The organism is Agrobacterium sp. 22-214-1 (assembly GCF_053522465.1).
Genome location: NZ_JBNWCK010000001.1, coordinates 541,096 through 559,040 on the forward strand (window position 1 = coordinate 541,096; position 17,945 = coordinate 559,040).

Annotated in this window: 19 protein-coding genes and 1 riboswitch; of the genes, 8 read left to right on the forward strand and 11 right to left on the reverse strand. The window is 59.8% G+C overall.

Features of this window, described 5'->3' with window-relative positions:
* Positions 1-15 precede the first annotated feature (15 nt).
* The 3 genes from ACQZ5G_RS02770 to crcB form a co-directional block, all read right to left on the reverse strand.
* Entirely contained in the window at positions 16-684 is a 669-nt protein-coding gene (locus ACQZ5G_RS02770; protein WP_448736914.1) for an HAD family hydrolase, read from the reverse strand.
* 6 nt (positions 685-690) lie between these two features.
* Positions 691-1,680 (reverse strand): RluA family pseudouridine synthase, encoded by a 990-nt coding sequence (locus ACQZ5G_RS02775; protein ID WP_448736915.1) that lies wholly within the window; start codon positions 1,678-1,680, stop codon positions 691-693.
* Between the two features lie 66 nt (positions 1,681-1,746).
* On the reverse strand, positions 1,747-2,124 hold the full coding sequence (crcB, locus tag ACQZ5G_RS02780; RefSeq protein WP_003523608.1) for a fluoride efflux transporter CrcB: 378 nt from the start codon (positions 2,122-2,124) through the stop codon (positions 1,747-1,749).
* A 203-nt stretch (positions 2,125-2,327) separates the two neighbouring features.
* Here crcB and ACQZ5G_RS02785 point away from each other — a divergent pair, with 203 nt between their 5' ends.
* Positions 2,328-2,630 carry a hypothetical protein gene (locus ACQZ5G_RS02785; RefSeq protein WP_065655458.1) on the forward strand — a complete coding sequence of 101 codons (303 nt, stop codon included), beginning with the start codon at positions 2,328-2,330 and terminating at the stop codon, positions 2,628-2,630.
* A gap of 237 nt (positions 2,631-2,867) precedes the next feature.
* Here the strand turns inward: ACQZ5G_RS02785 and ACQZ5G_RS02790 are convergent, their stop codons facing one another.
* Both ACQZ5G_RS02790 and ACQZ5G_RS02795 read right to left on the reverse strand, forming a co-directional pair.
* On the reverse strand, positions 2,868-3,839 hold the full coding sequence (locus ACQZ5G_RS02790) for a copper chaperone PCu(A)C (RefSeq protein WP_448736916.1): 972 nt from the start codon (positions 3,837-3,839) through the stop codon (positions 2,868-2,870).
* An 87-nt stretch (positions 3,840-3,926) separates the two neighbouring features.
* Positions 3,927-4,307, reverse strand: coding sequence for a hypothetical protein (locus ACQZ5G_RS02795; RefSeq protein WP_448736917.1), 381 nt, complete (start codon positions 4,305-4,307; stop codon positions 3,927-3,929).
* Between the two features lie 173 nt (positions 4,308-4,480).
* On the opposite strand from ACQZ5G_RS02795, the gene ACQZ5G_RS02800 reads away from it, so the two are divergent.
* From ACQZ5G_RS02800 to ACQZ5G_RS02820, 5 genes are all read left to right on the forward strand, one after another.
* Positions 4,481-4,666: a DUF3008 family protein gene (locus ACQZ5G_RS02800; RefSeq protein ID WP_448736918.1), complete on the forward strand. Its 186-nt coding sequence runs from the start codon at positions 4,481-4,483 to the stop codon at positions 4,664-4,666.
* 124 nt (positions 4,667-4,790) lie between these two features.
* Positions 4,791-4,878: riboswitch (glycine riboswitch) on the forward strand.
* Between the two features lie 150 nt (positions 4,879-5,028).
* Complete coding sequence (gene gcvT / locus ACQZ5G_RS02805; protein WP_448736919.1) at positions 5,029-6,168, forward strand: glycine cleavage system aminomethyltransferase GcvT; 1,140 nt, start codon at positions 5,029-5,031, stop codon at positions 6,166-6,168.
* Between the two features lie 28 nt (positions 6,169-6,196).
* Positions 6,197-6,559 (forward strand): glycine cleavage system protein GcvH, encoded by a 363-nt coding sequence (gcvH, locus tag ACQZ5G_RS02810; RefSeq protein ID WP_065655405.1) that lies wholly within the window; start codon positions 6,197-6,199, stop codon positions 6,557-6,559.
* Positions 6,559-9,423: an aminomethyl-transferring glycine dehydrogenase gene (gene gcvP, locus ACQZ5G_RS02815; protein WP_448736920.1), complete on the forward strand. Its 2,865-nt coding sequence runs from the start codon at positions 6,559-6,561 to the stop codon at positions 9,421-9,423. Before gcvH ends, gcvP begins: the two co-directional genes overlap by 1 nt.
* Before the next feature lie 156 nt (positions 9,424-9,579).
* Positions 9,580-10,383, forward strand: a complete 804-nt coding sequence (locus ACQZ5G_RS02820) for an endonuclease/exonuclease/phosphatase family protein (protein ID WP_448736921.1) — start codon at positions 9,580-9,582, stop codon at positions 10,381-10,383.
* A 28-nt stretch (positions 10,384-10,411) separates the two neighbouring features.
* On the opposite strand, the gene ACQZ5G_RS02825 is transcribed toward ACQZ5G_RS02820, so the two are convergent.
* From ACQZ5G_RS02825 to cysG, 6 genes are all read right to left on the reverse strand, one after another.
* Positions 10,412-10,903 (reverse strand): hypothetical protein, encoded by a 492-nt coding sequence (locus tag ACQZ5G_RS02825; protein WP_448736922.1) that lies wholly within the window; start codon positions 10,901-10,903, stop codon positions 10,412-10,414.
* 179 nt (positions 10,904-11,082) lie between these two features.
* Positions 11,083-11,895, reverse strand: a complete 813-nt coding sequence (locus ACQZ5G_RS02830) for a ferredoxin--NADP reductase (protein ID WP_035264028.1) — start codon at positions 11,893-11,895, stop codon at positions 11,083-11,085.
* A gap of 146 nt (positions 11,896-12,041) precedes the next feature.
* A complete protein-coding gene (locus tag ACQZ5G_RS02835; protein ID WP_448736923.1) occupies positions 12,042-12,548 on the reverse strand; it encodes a DUF934 domain-containing protein in 507 nt (168 codons plus the stop codon).
* 10 nt (positions 12,549-12,558) lie between these two features.
* Positions 12,559-14,229: a nitrite/sulfite reductase gene (locus ACQZ5G_RS02840; protein WP_003521340.1), complete on the reverse strand. Its 1,671-nt coding sequence runs from the start codon at positions 14,227-14,229 to the stop codon at positions 12,559-12,561.
* An 8-nt stretch (positions 14,230-14,237) separates the two neighbouring features.
* Positions 14,238-14,552, reverse strand: a complete 315-nt coding sequence (locus ACQZ5G_RS02845) for a DUF2849 domain-containing protein (protein WP_003521341.1) — start codon at positions 14,550-14,552, stop codon at positions 14,238-14,240.
* Positions 14,545-16,008: a siroheme synthase CysG gene (gene cysG / locus ACQZ5G_RS02850; RefSeq protein ID WP_448736924.1), complete on the reverse strand. Its 1,464-nt coding sequence runs from the start codon at positions 16,006-16,008 to the stop codon at positions 14,545-14,547. Before cysG ends, ACQZ5G_RS02845 begins: the two co-directional genes overlap by 8 nt.
* 218 nt (positions 16,009-16,226) lie before the next feature.
* Between cysG and ACQZ5G_RS02855 the strand changes: the two genes are divergently transcribed.
* Both ACQZ5G_RS02855 and mazG read left to right on the forward strand, forming a co-directional pair.
* Positions 16,227-16,859 carry a deaminase gene (locus ACQZ5G_RS02855; RefSeq protein WP_448736925.1) on the forward strand — a complete coding sequence of 211 codons (633 nt, stop codon included), beginning with the start codon at positions 16,227-16,229 and terminating at the stop codon, positions 16,857-16,859.
* A 77-nt stretch (positions 16,860-16,936) separates the two neighbouring features.
* Positions 16,937-17,782, forward strand: coding sequence for a nucleoside triphosphate pyrophosphohydrolase (gene mazG / locus ACQZ5G_RS02860; RefSeq protein ID WP_448736926.1), 846 nt, complete (start codon positions 16,937-16,939; stop codon positions 17,780-17,782).
* Positions 17,783-17,945 lie beyond the last annotated feature (163 nt).

The window sequence follows — 17,945 nt, forward strand, 5'->3', positions numbered from 1 at the left end:
AGTCGGATAGAAAGGTTATTCAAGAATATCGGCCGGAACATAGGCCGGAATTTCGCGCGGGTGGTTGACGACCGCATCGGCGCCCGCCTTCCAAAGATCGTCGACCGAGGCATAACCCCAGGCAACGCCGATTGCTTTAGCGCCGGCGGCCTTGGCCATCTGCATGTCGTAAATCGCATCGCCGATAACGACAGTATCGGCCGGAACCATGCCGGTTTCATGGCAGCATTCCATCACCATAGCCGGATGCGGCTTGGAGGGACAATCATCCGCCGTGCGCGAAACGATGAAGTGATCGGCAAGGCCGTGGGTCTGCAGGATATGGATAAGACCGCGCCGGCCCTTGCCTGTCACCGCGCCGATCAGCACATCGTCGCGTTTTGAAAGCGTATCGATCAGCGTGGCGATACCGTCGAAAAGCGGCACGGTCATTTCCGGCCGCTCCCGCAGGGGATGATAGATTTCCCTGTAACGTTCCGTCATCGCCTTCGCTTCATCATCCACATGCGGCTTGCCGAGCATGCGGGCGATGGCGATATCCAGCGTCAGACCGATGATCGCCTTGGTTTCAGAGATATCAGGGCGCGGTTTGCCGAAATCGGCGAAAGTATCGGACATGACGGCATGGATCAGGCCGGCGCTATCCACCAGCGTTCCGTCGCAATCGAAAAGAACCAGTTTCATGGGCTGTCAGCCTTCCCTATCGCCATCGGCCACGTCGAGACCGAGCAGGTTCCAGGTCTGTACCATATGCGGCGGCAGGGGTGCGCTGACCCGAAGCCGGCCGCCATTCGGATGCGGAATGTCGATATGGCGCGCGTGGAGATGCAGGCGCTTCTGGATGCCGCCCGGGAAATCCCAGTTCGGATCGTCGATATAATATTTCGGATCGCCGATGATCGGGTGCCCCATATGCAGCGCGTGAACGCGAAGCTGATGGGTGCGGCCGGTATAGGGTTCCATTTCCAGCCAGGCGAGGTTCTGAGCGGCGGTATCGATGACGCGGTAATAGGAAACGGCGTGATCGGCCCCCTCCTCGCCGTGCTTGGCGATACGCATGCGATCGCCGTCCATCGTCTGTTCCTTGACCAGCCACGTGGAAATCTTGTCCTGATGCTTGCGCGGCACGCCCTTGACCAGCGCCCAATAGGTCTTCTTGGTATCGCGTTCGCGGAAGGCGGCGGTCAGCTTCTGCGCAGCGCCGCGGGTGCGGGCAACCACAAGTACGCCCGACGTATCGCGGTCGAGGCGGTGCACCAGACGCGGCTTTTCGCCTTTCTGATTGGTCCAGGCTTCCAGCAGGCCGTCAATATGACGGGTGACGCCGGAGCCGCCCTGCACGGCAATGCCGGCCGGCTTGTTGAAAACGAAGACCTTGTCGTCTTCATGCAGGAGCATGCGCGCCAGAAGCTCGCCGTCTTCGGAATGTTTGAGGTCTTTCGATCCGATCGGGCCGCTCTTGACCTTGAGATCGGAATCGACCGGCGGTACGCGCACCATCTGTCCCGGCTGCACGCGTGCATCCGTCTTCACCCGGCCGCCATCCACACGCACCTGGCCGGAGCGCAGAAGCTTCTGCAACTGCCCGAAACCAAGTCCCGGATAATGAATCTTGAACCAGCGATCGAGGCGCATACCGGCCTCGTCGGCCCCGACCTTGATATGCTCGATACCTGCCATGAAATTTCCAGTCTTTCTGTCCTGATCGCGCACCCTATTCGTCGGCGCGCCGTTTGGACCAAGCCTTTAGAACAAACTGCGGCCCAAGGCCAGCCCGGCGAAAACCGCGGCAATGGAAACCGCAAGGCTTGCAAGCACGTAAACGGCCGATAGCCCGAGCGCGCCGCGTTCGAACAGCGCGACCGCGTCGAGCGAGAAGGACGAGAATGTGGTGAACCCGCCGAGCACGCCGGTGACGAGAAACAGGCGCATTTCCATCGAGGCGTTCAGCCTCCGCGCCACAAGCTCGACCAGCAGACCGATCAGGAAAGATCCGACCACATTGACGGCAAGGGTTCCCCAGGGAAAATTCGGTCCGGCCAACCGCATGCTCCAGACCCCGACCAGATAACGGAACACGGAACCGATTGCGCCGCCTGCAGCGACAAGGGCGATATTGATCATGGGGAATGTGTCTCCGGAAGAAATCGTCGGACCGGACGGTCCAGGACATTTTTAGACCATGGGAACCGCCGGCGAAACCCCTTTGCCCGGCGCTTTCGGCTGTTAAAATACGATTAAATTGCAGCTGTGCGATTTAGCCTTCCAACAATGGGCAACTGTTAATCTACGATTTTTCAGGGTCGGCGAAGATGGCCGGAGGTTCGATGACACAGGTTCTTTCCGTTTCCGCAAATACTGCGGCCTATGCGCTGGAGGCCATGAAGCCGCCGCAACGCGTGCCGCGCAAGAGCGAGGTTGAAGAGGCCATTCACGAACTGGCGCGCAAGGCCGAAAACGGGGATGACTTCCAGCTCAGGGGCCTGATGACGACGATCAAGCCGCCGGCCCTCACCCTCTATTTCCTGATAGCAAGCAGCCAGCGTCAGGAGCCACAGGCGACACTCGAGCAGGCCGTCGAGGCCTACGAGGAAAACAGCTTCACCTCGAAATCTGAAAGTAATTTATAGATCAGGTGGATATATTGATATTTTAATGTTGTTTCTTCAGTTTCTCGCAATATAGGCGGGATCCCTGCATTCAGCCTAGTGTCAGATTGATCTTCTAGAGATTTGCAACCGAGTTCCGGAAAATCACGTGGGCGAATGCCATCCTGCTTTTCCGCCACGGCGCTGAAGAACAACACGATAGATGAAAATTTTGGGCTACCGGACCTGTCACGCGTTCCGGTAGCCGTTTTTCATCGGTCAATTATGCTGGTGGTCGCCGCCGCCCTTGGCTGCGCCTGCGGACAGCACGATCTCCACCTTGCCCGCCTTTTCGAAGATGAGCGTTACCGGCACCTTGTCGCCTTCGGCAAAGGGCTTCTTCACATCGAAGAACATCATGTGCAGGCCGCCGGGCTTCAGCTCCACCGTCTGGCCGGCGGGAATGACGATGCCGTCATCCAGCTTGCGCATTTTCATGACGTCATTGACCATAGCCATCTCGTGGATTTCAGCACGTCCGGCGGACGACGATTCAACGCCGATCAGCTTGTCGTCGCTATCGCCGGTATTCTTGATCGTCACGTATCCACCGCCCACCGGCTGGCCCGGCAGCATGGCCTTGGTCGTTCCCTCCGACACTTCGAGGCTGCCGGCCTTCACGACATCCATATCCATGGCGGAGTGATCATGGCCGCCGGCATGTGCAGACTTTGCGGCAACGCGAATGGTGGGGGCGGGACTTTTCAGGGAATGCGGATCGACGCCGGCCGCTGCCACTTCGTCCCAGGCAACCTTGCCCTTTTCGCCGCAGAGCTGCGTTACCTTGAATGGCAAGTCCTGCCCCGCCTCTATACCGGAGATTTTTCCCTGCACGGCGAAGGTGTCGTAGAATTCATCCGGCAGGTTGCCGCCCTTCCAGCGGATTTCGACCGGTCCGCTTTTAATCTCCTTGCCGTGGTTCTTGTAGGCCTTCTGGTAGTCTCCCTTGATGACCTCCAGCTCCCAGCCAGCCTTGGGCTGGGGCTTGGCGGAAATGAATCCTTCCGGCAGCTTGATCTGAACTTCGGTGGTGGCGAGCCCGCCTTCGCAGCCATGCGGCACCTGGAGGGCGGCAACGACGGTGCTTTCCTGTTCGGCCGAACCGTCAACGAATGTGGCGTGGGCGAAGGCCTGCGCGGTCGAAACCGAGGCGACGAAAAGGCTGCAGGCGATGATCTTGGTGGTTTTCATTTGCTTGTCCCTGCGGCTGCTATCCCTCTGGGTCCGCGCAGCCGCTCCGTGCCGCCAAAGGCGGCGATGATCCCGTAAAACGAAAAATCAGGCGAACAGGGATGGCGGGCCGCGCGCGGCGGGCTTCTGGATCGTCAGCACGGAGCGGAAGCTCCATTCCGCAGGCAGGCGGTTGTCGAGCCAGGCAAATTCCGTCTTCAGCCAGCCAGCCGTATCGGGCATCGGCAGAAGAATGGACGAGGCGAGCAGGCAGGCCTCGCAAAACAGGATGGCGTCGCCGGAATGGGCGGGGCCTTCCTTGGTATGGGGAGCATTGACGCCGTTGCCATGGCCAAGGCAGATTTCCGCGAAGGTGCCGTCCGGCAGCCGGTAACTCTCATCCAGCGCAACGGCGGGTGCTGCGGCAAGCGCCGGCTTGTGGGCAAAACCGAGGGACAACATCAGGGTCGCGCAGAAAATGCGAAGCATTTTCTCCATCCCCATCAATCGTCGCGTTCGATTTGCATCCATGTTCTAGGCGATATCCCTGTTTCTCTCCGATTTCAAAGGGGAATTTTGCCGCAGGCCAGACCGTCGCAAGGGAACAATAGATGCCGGGGGGCATTTTCCTGCCGCAACCATCGTTCCAAGGGAGGCCGGACATGCCAGCCAAATCGAAGGCCCAGCAGAAAGCGGCGGGCGCCGCACTGGCGGCCAAACGCGGAGAAACGAAGAAATCCAGTTTAAAAGGTGCTTCAAAAAGCATGGTGAAGTCCATGACGGAAAAGGAACTTGAGGATTTCGCATCGACGAAACGCAAGGGCCTGCCTGAGAAAAAATCCGACTGAAGAAAGCCGCCAAGACCATCTGTCGCCCCAGATCGCTACGCCGATGGCGCAGATGGAGCAAGAATCTGTTCAGATGCGTCATTTGGTCCTTGCCAATAACGGGTCTTCGCAGATAATGAGCGTCGCATCATCGTTGGGAGAAACCGCTTCAATGCGGTGCCGAAGGAGCAACCGCCCCGGAAACTCTCAGGCAAAAGGACCAGCGGTGACGACGGAACTCTGGAGAGAAGCCACCTTTAAACAGGACGGCTCGCCGAAGGGATAACAATCTCAGGCGACAAGGACAGAGGGGGCTCTTGAACCCGGCGCATCGCGCCATGACCTGAGCCCGCGCGATATCTCGCGCAACCCTGGAGGCGTCCTTGGACGATACCGCCGCGCTGAAAACCACGCCGCTCCATTCCCTGCACCTATCGCTTGGCGCCCGCATGGTGCCATTCGCCGGTTACGACATGCCGGTGCAATATCCGGCCGGTGTATTGAAGGAACATCTTCAGACCCGCACCTCCGCCGGTCTTTTCGATGTTTCCCACATGGGCCAGGTGATCCTGAAAGCGAAGTCCGGCAACAATGAAGATGCCGCGCGCGCGCTCGAAAAGCTGGTGCCGGTTGACATTCTCGGCCTCAAGGAAGGCCGCCAGCGCTACGGTTTCTTCACCGACGAAAATGGTGGTATTCTCGATGATCTGATGATCACCAATCGCGGCGATCATCTTTTTGTCGTCGTCAACGCCACCTGTAAGGATGCCGATGTCGCCCATATGAAGGCGCATCTTTCCGATGCCTGCGAGATAACGCTTCTCGATGACCGGGCGCTCATCGCCCTGCAGGGACCCCGTGCGGAAGCCGTGCTGGCCGAATTATGGGCCGGCGTGTCCGACATGAAGTTCATGGATGTGCAGGAAGTGCCGCTGCACGACGTTCCCTGTATCGTTTCCCGCTCCGGTTATTCCGGTGAAGACGGCTTTGAAATCTCCGTACCGGCCGACAAGGCGGACGAGATCGCCAAAGCCCTGCTCGAACACCCCGATTGCGAAGCCATCGGCCTCGGCGCGCGCGACAGCCTTCGCCTCGAAGCCGGCCTTTGTCTCTACGGCAACGATATCGATACCACGACCTCCCCCATCGAAGCCTCGCTCGAATGGGCGATCCAGAAAGCGCGCCGCGCTGGCGGCGACCGCGAGGGCGGTTTTCCCGGCGCAGAGCGTATTCTCGGCGAACTGAAAGACGGCACATCGCGCCGCCGCGTCGGCCTGAAGCCGGAAGGCAAGGCGCCGGTGCGCGGCCATTCGAAGCTGTTTGCGGATGCCGAAGGCAAGACGGAGATCGGTGAAGTGACCTCTGGCGGTTTCGGTCCCTCGGTCGAAGGTCCCGTCGCCATGGGTTACGTGCCTGTTTCCCACGCCGCTCCCGGCACGGCGATCTTCGCGGAAGTGCGCGGCAAATATCTGCCCGTCACCGTCGCCGCCCTGCCCTTCATCAAGCCCACCTATAAACGATAATCTTCATCCCATCTCCGGAGAGAATACGATGCTGAAATTTACCGCAGAACACGAATGGCTGAAGTTCGAAGGCGATATCGCCACCGTTGGCATCACCAGCCACGCCGCTGAACAGCTTGGCGATCTCGTTTTCGTCGAATTGCCGGAAGTGGGCGCCACCTTCTCCAAGGATGGCGACGCGGCGACCGTTGAATCCGTCAAGGCGGCTTCGGACGTCTATTGTCCGCTGGACGGCGAAGTGGTGGAAATCAACCAGGCCATCGTCGACGACCCTTCGCTGGTCAATTCCGACCCGCAGGGCGCTGGCTGGTTCTTCAAGCTGAAACTCTCCAATCCGGCCGATGCCGAGACGCTGCTTGACGAAGCAGCCTACAAGGAGCTGATCGCGTAATGACGACGCCCACCGAATTCCATTTCACCGACTATCAGCCCTATGATTTCGCCAACCGGCGTCACATCGGGCCGTCGCCGTCGGAAATGGCCGAGATGCTGAAGGTCGTTGGCTATAAGAGCCTCGACGCGCTCATCGACGCCACCGTTCCCTCTTCCATCCGCCAGAAGGTGCCGCTGACCTGGGGCGCAGCCTTGACCGAACGCGAGGCGCTCGACCGTCTTCGCGAGACGGCCAACAAGAACCAGGTTCTGACCTCGCTGATAGGTCAGGGCTATTACGGCACCATCACGCCGCCGGTCATCCAGCGTAACATTCTGGAAAACCCGGCCTGGTACACGGCCTATACGCCCTACCAGCCGGAAATCAGCCAGGGCCGCCTTGAGGCGCTGCTGAACTACCAGACCATGGTCTGCGATCTGACCGGCCTCGACGTCGCCAACGCATCGCTGCTCGATGAAGCAACGGCTGCCGCCGAAGCCATGGCCATGTGCCAGCGTGTCGCCAAGTCCAAGGCCACCGCCTTCTTCGTGGATGCCAATTGCCACCCGCAGACCATCGCGCTGATCGAGACCCGCGCGGCCCCGCTCGGCTGGAAGGTGATTGTCGGCAACCCTTTCACCGATCTCGATCCGGTCGACGTGTTCGGTGCGATCTTCCAGTATCCGGGCACGCATGGCCATGTCAGCGATTTCTCCGGCCTGATTTCCCGCCTGCACCAGACGGGCGCGATTGCCGCCGTCGCCGCCGATCTTCTGGCCCTGACGCTCTTGAAATCTCCCGGCGAAATGGGCGCGGATATCGCCATCGGCACCTCGCAGCGTTTCGGCGTTCCGGTTGGTTACGGCGGTCCGCATGCCGCTTATATGGCCGTCAAGGACGCCCACAAGCGCTCCATGCCCGGCCGTCTGGTCGGCGTTTCCGTCGATGCACGCGGCAACCGCGCCTATCGCCTGTCGCTCCAGACCCGCGAGCAGCATATCCGCCGCGAAAAGGCGACGTCGAACATCTGCACGGCGCAGGTGCTTCTGGCCGTCATGGCCTCGATGTATGGCGTCTTCCACGGCCCGCAGGGCATCAAGGCAATTGCCCAGCAGACCCACCAGAAGGCTGTGCTGATGGCCAAGGGTCTAGAAAAGCTCGGCTACACCATCGAACCGGAAACCTTCTTCGACACGATCACCGTCGACGTCGGCCATATGCAGGGCGTCATCCTACGCTCAGCCGTGGCGGAAGGTGTCAACTTGCGCAAGGTCGGCGCCACCAAGATCGGCATGAGCCTTGACGAGCGCACGCGCCCGGCAACGCTTGAGGCCGTCTGGCGAGCCTTCGGTGGCAATTTCTCGATCTCGGATTTCGAGCCGGAATATCGCCTGCCGAAGGAGCTGCTGCGCACCAGCCAGTACATGACGCATCCGATCTTCCACATGAACCGTGCCGAAAGCGAGATGACCCGTTACATCCGCCGCCTTTCGGACCGCGATCTGGCGCTCGACCGCTCGATGATCCCGCTCGGTTCCTGCACCATGAAACTGAACGCGACAGCGGAAATGCTGCCGATCACCTGGCCGGAATTTTCCGACATCCATCCCTTCGTACCGGCCAATCAGGCGCTCGGTTACAAGGAGATGATCGACGATCTCTCCGAAAAGCTGTGCTCGGTCACCGGTTACGATGCCTTCTCCATGCAGCCGAATTCTGGTGCGCAAGGGGAATATGCGGGACTTCTGACCATCCGCAACTACCACCTCGCCAATGGCGGCACACATCGTGACGTCTGCCTCATCCCAACCTCGGCGCATGGCACCAATCCTGCCTCCGCGCAGATGGTCGGCATGAAAGTGGTGCCGGTAAAAGTGCGAGACAACGGTGACATCGATATCGATGATTTCCGCGCAAAAGCAGAGCAGTATGCGGAAAACCTCTCGTGCTGCATGATCACTTATCCATCCACCCACGGCGTGTTCGAGGAGACGGTTCGCGAGATTTGCGAGATCACCCACAAGCATGGCGGGCAGGTCTATCTGGACGGCGCCAACATGAACGCCATGGTCGGCCTCGCCCGCCCCGGCGATATCGGTTCGGACGTTTCGCATCTCAATCTGCACAAGACCTTCTGCATTCCGCATGGCGGCGGTGGCCCGGGCATGGGACCGATCGGTGTCAAGGCGCATCTGGCTCCCTATCTTCCCGGTCATCCGGCGACGGACGGACGCGAGGGTGCGGTGTCTGCCGCTCCTTTTGGTTCGCCATCGATCCTGCCGATTTCCTGGAGCTATTGCCTGATGATGGGCGGCGAAGGGCTGACGCAGGCGACCAAGGTGGCGATCCTCAACGCCAACTACATCGCTGAGCGGCTGAAGGGTGCATATGATGTACTCTACAAGTCTGAGACCGGACGTGTGGCGCATGAGTGCATCATCGACACCCGCCCGCTTGCAGATAGCTGCGGCGTGACTGTCGACGATGTCGCGAAGCGCCTGATCGACTGCGGTTTCCACGCACCGACCATGAGCTGGCCGGTTGCCGGCACGCTGATGATCGAGCCGACGGAATCCGAGACCAAGGCAGAAATCGACCGTTTCTGCGATGCCATGCTGGCGATCCGCGAGGAAGCCCGCGACATCGAGGAAGGCCGCGCGGACAAGACCAACAATCCGTTGAAGAACGCGCCGCACACGGTGGAGGACCTCGTCGGCGAATGGGATCGTCCCTATAGCCGCGAAAAGGGCTGCTTCCCGCCCGGTGCGTTCCGCATCGACAAATACTGGTCGCCGGTCAACCGCATCGACAATGTCTATGGCGACCGCAACCTCATCTGCACCTGCCCGCCAATGGAGGCTTATGCGGAAGCGGCCGAATAAGGCATCGGTGCGAACCGACATACGAAGGCCCGGAGCGATCCGGGCCTTTTTCGTTATGGCAAGGTTTTCGTTATCTGCCAATCACGCTTCCGCATGGTTGATCCTGGCATAGCCCATGTTAAACAGATGACGCTGCGACATGGGGATGGAGTGGGAATGCGTCTGATTTGTCTGAACGGCTGGGGCGGAAAGCTTCACGATGACCTCGTTCCTTATATTGCCTCATCCGACCCCGATATCTTATGTCTGCAGGAGGTGGTGCACACGCCGGCCGCGACGCCTGATTGGCTGAGCTATCGCGACCAAGGCATCGAACTGCCGCAGCGGGCGAACTTCTTCTGCGATGTCACCGAGGCCTTGCCGGATCATGTGGCAATATTCTGCCCAGCGGCGCAGGGCGACCTCTGGCATGGCGAGACACGATATCCTTCCCAATGGGGGCTCGCGACCTTCGTTCGCAAATCCCTCGCCATTATTGCGCAGGCGCAGGGTTTCGTGCACGGCGTCTTTTCGGCCGACGGATATGGTGATCATCCGCGGTCACGCACGGGCCACGCCATCAGGGTTTTCGACTTCACGAGTGGTCAGCCTGTCGTCATCGCCCATATGCATGGGCTGCGCGACCTCGACGGCAAGCACGATACCGCCGCCCGTCTGGCGCAGGCAAAACGCCTCGTCCAACTTGTGAAAAACATTGCGGAGAATGGCGACAGGATCGTCGTGTGCGGCGACTTTAATGTTCTGCCTGAGAGCGAAACCTTCGCCGTGTTGCAGGAACTGGACCTCACCGAACTTGTCACCACGCGCGGCTTTACCGACACCCGGACCTCCCATTATGCCAAACCGAACCGCTATGCGGATTACATGCTGGTCAATCCGGCTGTGAAGGTCGGTCACTTCGACGTCGTGAGACAGCCGGAAGTCTCGGATCATTGCCCATTGCTGCTTGAATTCAGCTGAAGCGCGGCGGCCGTATGATCGTCACCCGTCAGCGCACCAGCCGGATGTCGCTCGTCACCACCGTCCTGCCGGTTTTGCCGTCCTTGTCGGTAGTGCGCAGCCGCAAGCCGTTATCGCCGACTTTTTCAATGGTCATCGCGGCGACCCGGTCACCATTGATTTCACGGTTCCAGCGGACCGTGAGGTTGATCGCGTTTCCCCGGCGATTCCCCGCCAGCGCCGAAGGGCGGCCGGAAGGGCCGGTATAGGTGCCGCTGTAACGCGCGCCGCTGGCGGCAAGATCGGCGGCGATAGCGCGTTTTACCACGACAAGTCCGCGGCATATGCCGGACATGCGTAAGGCCGTCGCCTGCGCATCGGAGTTGAGCGTGCAATTCACGTTGATCGGCGGCATGCCAATCCGGGTGATGACCGTTCCCTTACCGGTCCATGTACCTTCCAGCGACGACAGAAAGGTGCTTTCGTCTGCGGCTGCAGGCATCGCAGCGAAAAAACCTGCCGTGACGGCGATCATTGCCATGCGAATTGTTTCTCTGTTTTCCATTGGACGATTTCGCCGATTTGGTTTCGTTCGAACGCTAACGCACCATCGCCTCCGGATGTTCCAGCTCTGCCGTTCCGGAGCGCTCAACCCGTCTTAAAAACAAAAAGGAGGCCTTGCGGCCTCCTGTCCTGTTCAATTGCATCGGAAATTCGGCGTCAGCCGACGAAAGCGCGTTCGATCACGAATTCGGCAGGCTTGTTGTTGGCGCCTTCGTTCAGGCCGGCCTTTTCAAGCAGTTCCTTGGTGTCCTTCAGCATCGCCGAGGATCCGCAGATCATGCCGCGATCGATTTCGGGATCGAGCGCCGGAACGCCGAGATCCGCAAACAGCTTGCCGTTCTCGATCAGCGTGGTGATGCGGCCCTTGAAGGGGTAATCTTCGCGGGTGACGGTCGCATAATGCTTCAGCTTGTCGCCGACAATCTCGTTCAGGAATTCGTGGTTACGGATTTCCTCGACCAGATCGAAGCCGTATTTCAGCTCGGCCACGTCACGGCAGGTATGGGTGAGGATGACTTCCTCGAACTTCTCATAGGTCTCCGGGTCACGGATCAGGCTCGCGAAAGGAGCGATGCCGGTGCCGGTGGAGAACATGTAAAGCCGTCTGCCGGGCGTCAGCGCATCCAGAACCAGCGTGCCTGTCGGCTTCTTGCGCATCAGGACGGTATCGCCGGGCTTGATCGCCTGAAGATGCGATGTCAGCGGACCGTTCGGAACCTTGATCGAGAAGAATTCCAGTTCCTCGTCCCAGGCGGGGCTGGCGATGGAATAGGCGCGGTAGATCGGCTTGTCGCCGACCATCAGGCCGATCATGGCGAATTCGCCGGAACGGAAACGGAAGCCGGCCGGGCGCGTCATGCGGAAACGGAACAGGTGGTCGGTATAGTGCTCCACCGATAAAACCGTCTCGGCGTAAACACCGTCAGGTATCTTGATCGCGAAATCTTCCGTCTTGGCTGGCGCGTTCATTTCAGGTTCCGTCCATTCTTATTCGATGCGACATTCTCCGACCGGGCAATTATACCATTTTTGCTCCGGTTTGAAGGCATGAGAATGTCAATACTGCCATGTGCGTAGGAAATATGTATCAAAAACTCATATTTCCACGCAACGTGTCATAGAGACGCACGACGACGCCAGCTATAGGCCTCACCGCCGCTCGCCGGCTTGGCTGTCGGCTGGTAATAAACCGGGATTTCCGGCAGGCGATTTTCGGACAGGCGGCGGATGGCCGTGCCGTTCGTCACCGCAAAGCTGGTGAAGCCGGTGCGCAGCATCAGCGGCACCTGATCGATCAGGACGTCGCCAACCGCCCTCACCTCGCCCGTAAAACCGAGACGGCTGCGCAGCAGCGAGGCGTGGCTGAACCCGCGACCGTCATTGAAGGCCGGGAAGCTTACGGCGACAAGGTCGATACGGTCGAGATAAGGTCCGAGCCGCGTCACATCGTCGGCGGGCGTGATCAGAACACCGAGGCCGATATCGTTGCTTTCGGCGGCACGAACCAGAAAATCGGCAAGCGGCAGTACGGGCTTCTGCTCCGCCGTCGCTTTCACTTCTTCCGTTTCGATCACCCAGGGATCGTTTTCCACGAAGCCGTCGCGGTTCCAGATTTTCGTCATGGCATTCTCCTCAGGCGGCTTCTGCAGCGGAACCGTAGAGCGCATCCTTGAACGGTTGCGGTCCAACGCGGCGATAGGCTTCGAGGAAAATTTCTTCCTTCGAAAGGCGAAGCCCGAGATAGGTGTCGACGATGGTTTCGATGGCGTCGGTGACTTTTTCCGGCTCGAAGCCACGGCCGATGATTTCACCGATCGAGGTATTCTCATCGCCCGATCCGCCAAGCGTAATCTGGTAGAGTTCCGCGCCCTTCTTTTCCACACCCAGCAGGCCGATATGGCCGACATGGTGGTGGCCGCAGGCATTGATGCAGCCGGAAATCTTGATCTTCAGCTCACCGATTTCCGCCTGACGCTCCGGCGATCCGAAGCGGGTGGAAATTTCCTGCGCCACCGGAATGGAGCGCGCATTGGCGAGCGCGCAATAGTCCAGCCCGGGACAGGCAATGATATCGGTGATCAGCCCGGCATTGGCGGTCGCGAGGCCAGCGCCTACCAGCGCGCGATAAACCGGCTCGAGATCGGCCAGCGCCACATGCGGCAGGATGATGTTCTGCTCATGGCTGATGCGGATTTCGTCGAAGGCATATTCTGCGGCGATATCGGCGACGAGTTCCATCTGCTCGTCCGTCGCATCGCCCGGAATGCCGCCAATCGGCTTCAGCGAAATCGTCACCATGCCGTAGTCGGGATGCTTGTGCGGCGCGACGTTCTGCTCGACAAAACGGGCAAAGCCTTCGTCGGCCCGCTTCCAGCGCGCCAGGCTTTCCCAGCCTTCCGGCCGGTCCTTCAGTGCCGGCGGCGCGAAATAAGCGGTGATTGCCGCAATATCGGCATCCGGAAGCTTCAACTCGGTGTTCTTGAGTTCAGCGAACTCGACCTCGACCTGGCGGGCCAGTTCTTCCGCACCGGTCTCATGCACGAGGATCTTGATGCGCGCCTTGTATTTGTTGTCGCGACGGCCGTGCAGGTTATAAACGCGCATGATCGCCGTGGTGTAGGAAAGCAAGTCCTCTTCCGGCAGGAAGTCGCGGATTTTCTTGGCGATCATCGGCGTGCGGCCCTGCCCGCCGCCGACATAGACGGCGAACCCGATCTCACCCTTGTCGTTCTTTTTCAGATGCAGGCCGATATCGTGCACCTGAATGGCGGCACGGTCGCGCTCGGCGCCGGTGACAGCGATCTTGAACTTGCGCGGCAGGAAGGAGAATTCCGGGTGCACGGAAGACCACTGACGCAGGATTTCCGCATAGGGACGCGGATCGGCGACCTCATCGGCGGCCGCACCGGCGAAATGATCGGCGGTAACGTTGCGAATGCAGTTGCCGGACGTCTGAAGCGCGTGCATTTCCACGCTCGCCAATTCGGACAGGATATCCGGCGTATCGGAAAGACGCGGCCAGTTGTACTGGATGTTCTGGCGGGTGGTGAAGTGGCCGTAACCCCGGTCATATTTGCGGGCGATATGGGCCAGCATCCGCATCTGCTTCGAATTCAGCGTGCCGTAAGGAATGGCGACGCGCAGCATATAGGCATGCAGCTGAAGATAGACGCCGTTCATCAGGCGCAGCGGCTTGAACGCATCCTCAGCCAGCTCACCGGACAAGCGGCGCTCAACCTGATCGCGAAACTGTGCCACGCGGCCTTCAACAAATGCGTGATCGAACTCGTCGTAACGGTACATATTCTTCCTCAGACTGCGATGAATGCTGCATCGGCCGGCTTGAAGCCGGTGGCATAGTGCACGGTGGGGCCAGCGGCGCGAATGCGTTCGCGAAGACGCGTCGGCCAAAGCTTGCCGTTCTCCTCTATGACATCGATGACGGCCACATCGACGACCTTGTTGGCGGAGAAATCCCGCTTGCCGATTTCCTCGAACGAGGCGACGGCCTCCGCATGGCGGGCAACGATTGCGCCCTGCAGGTTCTCCGTCCACTCCCCGTTGGCATCGAGCCAGACGGCGATGCCATCGCTCAGGCGGTTGGCGGTCAAAACCTTGTCAGCCATTTACATACTCCCGTTTGAAATCCGCCGGCCGCACTGACGATGCAAGCGCCTCGGACCTGTCAAAATTGGCGCCCGCCACCGCATCGCCGATGATGACCATGACCGGGCCGGTCAGTTCATCGCGATGTTCGAGCTCGGGCAGATCGTTCAGTGTGCCATGCAGCAGGCGGCGATCCGCGCGGCTGGCGTTTTCGATGACGGCGACAGTGGTTTCCACACCCAATCCCGCGTCGATCAGCCGCTTCGCGACCGAAGCAGCAACACTGCGGCCCATATAGACGGCGATGGTGGCGCCGGAAACGGCAAGCCGGGCCCAATCGGGCAGGACATCGCCGGCCAGATCGTGGCCGGTAGTGAAAATCAGCGATGAAGCGACACCGCGCAGCGTCAGCGGCAATTCGAAATCCGCAGCCGCGGCGAAGGCCGACGTGATGCCGGGCACGATCTCATAGGCAATACCGGCTTCGCGCAGCGCCGCCATTTCTTCGCCCGCCCGGCCATAGACCAGCGGATCGCCGGATTTGAGGCGCACGACACGCTTGCCATCTTTGCCGAGGCGCACCAGCAGGCGGTTGATCTCATCCTGCGACTTGCTGTGGCAGCCCTTGCGCTTGCCGACGGAGAGGCGCTCCGCATCGCGGCGGCCCATATCGACAATCGCCTGCGGCACAAGCGCGTCGTAAACGATCACATCGGCTTCCATCAATACGCGCTGCGCGCGCAGCGTCAGCAGATCTTCAGCGCCCGGTCCCGCGCCGACAAGCCAGATACGGCCTTCACTGCGTTCGGGCGATTGCAGCAGGCGGTCGACGGCCTGACGGGCAGAGAGCGTGTCGCCAACGGCGACGGCATCCGCCACGGCACCTGAAAAGAACCGCCGCCAGAAATTGCGCCGCAAGGCGCCCTTCGGCACGTTCTCCTCTGCCGCATCACGATACTGCACGGCAAGGCGCGCAAGCTTGCCAAGCGACGGTGACAGCATCTGATCGATGCGGGCGCGGATCATCTGGGCAAGAACCGGCCCTGCCCCTTCCGTGCCGATAGCCACGGCGACGGGCGCACGGGCGACGAGCGCCGGAGTGAAAAAATCGCAGAATTCCGGCTGATCCACCGCATTGGCGGGAATTTTCGCGGCGCGCGCGACGGTGACGATCTCACGGTCCAGCGCCTCATCACCGGTAGCGGCGAAGACCAGTGTGGCGCCTTCGATCAATTCGCCGGCGAAAGCCGAAGCCCGATGATCGATGCCGTTTTCGCTGATATAACGGGCAAAATCGGCTTCCGGCCGGTCGGCATAGGCAATGATATGCGCGTTGGTATTGGCGAGGAGCCTTACCTTCGCGAAGGCTTCATCGCCATTTCCGAAAACAGCGACCTGCCGCCCCTCGACCCGGAAGAAAGCGGGGAAGGTTGAAAGGCGGTCGCCAGCAGCGGAAAAATCATGTTCGTTGTGCATTGGACATATATCCCGCATTGCGGTGCAAGATTGAAGAAACAGAAATTCAAGCCTTTCCGGCACCTGGATTTTTATTTCTCGAAGACCCCGGTTTTGGAGGAAAACAAACCGGCGATGCTTTTACACGCCCGCGGAAGCCCTGAGAATCCCCTCGCAATCCCTTGACAAAGCGGGTCCTCGCGCCGAACAAGGAGCGACCATCGACTGTCGATTTCCCCATGCGAAGACCGCTTTTTCTTAAAGCGGCACGAAGGACCAGACCCTTGACCAGCTCCACCCTCGCCGCCCGCCTTCTCGATGTCATCGAACACGATATTCTGCCCTTGACGGCACGTGGTGTCAGCCTTGGCAACAAGGTTTTCGGTGCGGCGATCCTGCGCAAATCGGACCTGTCGTTGGTGGCCGCCGAGACCAATAACGAGCTGGAAAATCCGCTCTGGCATGGCGAAGTGCACACGCTGAAGCGGTTTTACGAGCTGGGCGAAAAGCCGAACACGAAGGAGCTGATTTTTCTCTCCACCCACGAACCCTGCACCATGTGCATGTCCGCCATCACCTGGGCCGGCTTCGATAATTTCTACTCCTTCTTCAGCCACGAGGATTCCCGCGACGCTTTCGCGATCCCTCACGACCTGAAAATCCTCAAGGAAGTTTTCGGGCTGGAACCGGGCGGTTATCGCCGCAACAATGCCTTCTGGAATTCGTATTTCATCGCCGATCTGGTGGAGGGTGAAGACGATCCGCTGAAGACCACGTTGAAGGCGCAGACGGCACGCATCAAGGCCGCCTATGACGATCTTTCCACCAGCTACCAGTCGTCCAAGAGCGGCAACGACATTCCATTGAACTAGAGCATTTCCGCAGGACGTGCGTGGCGGTTTTCCGTCCGGGCGATGCGCAGAAACAAAGAACGAAGGTTTGAGACACTATGGAAGCCTCGAAGGATATTTCCCGCCTGATCGAGATCATGGAAGCGCTGCGGCAGCCGGAAACCGGTTGCCCTTGGGATGTCGTGCAGACTTTCGAGACGATCAAGCCCTATACCATTGAAGAGGCTTATGAAGTCGCCGACGCCATCGAGCGCAAGGATATGGACGATCTTTGCGAGGAGCTGGGCGACCTTCTGCTACAGGTGGTTTTCCATGCCCGCATTGCCGAAGAGATGGGCGAATTCGCCTTTGGCGACGTGGTGCACGCCGTGACCTCAAAGATGATCCGACGGCATCCCCATGTCTTCGCCGTATCCGACGCCGACACGCCGGACGGCGTCAAACTGCAATGGGACCGTATCAAGGCGGAAGAAAAACGCGAGCGTGCGGAGCGACGCGCGCGACGCGGCATCACCGAGGATTTCAAGGCAGGCTTTCTGGGCGGCGTACAGCGCAGCCAGCCGGCGCTGACCGAGGCCCTGAAGCTACAGGAACAGGCAGCGCGTGCCGGTTTCGACTGGTCGAACCCCGCTCCCATTCTCGACAAGATCGAGGAGGAAATCGCCGAACTGCGCGAGGCGCTGGCGGAAGAAAAACCGGAAAAGGTCTCGGACGAACTCGGCGATCTCATTTTTGCCCTCGTCAATATCGGCAGGCATGTCAAAGCCGATCCGGAAGATGCGCTGCGCGGTACGAATACGAAATTCCGCAGGCGTTTCAATCACATCGAAACGTCACTCACCCAAAATGGCGAAACGCTGGAAGAAGCGAGCCTCGAGAGAATGGAAGATCTCTGGCAGGCGGCGAAACGCATCGAACGTTCGCTTGATACGGTTTCGTCCTGATCGCGGAAATGCGGTGAGTCCGGTAAGGCACAGCACTTCCATTATGACTGCCGAATGCATCTGGCAGCAGCGCTGCATCCGCAACCGTCACACCGGATTTAGTCCGGGGTCCAACACGATCAAGTCTTTGATCGCAAAAGACTCTTCTCACGGCGCAGACGCG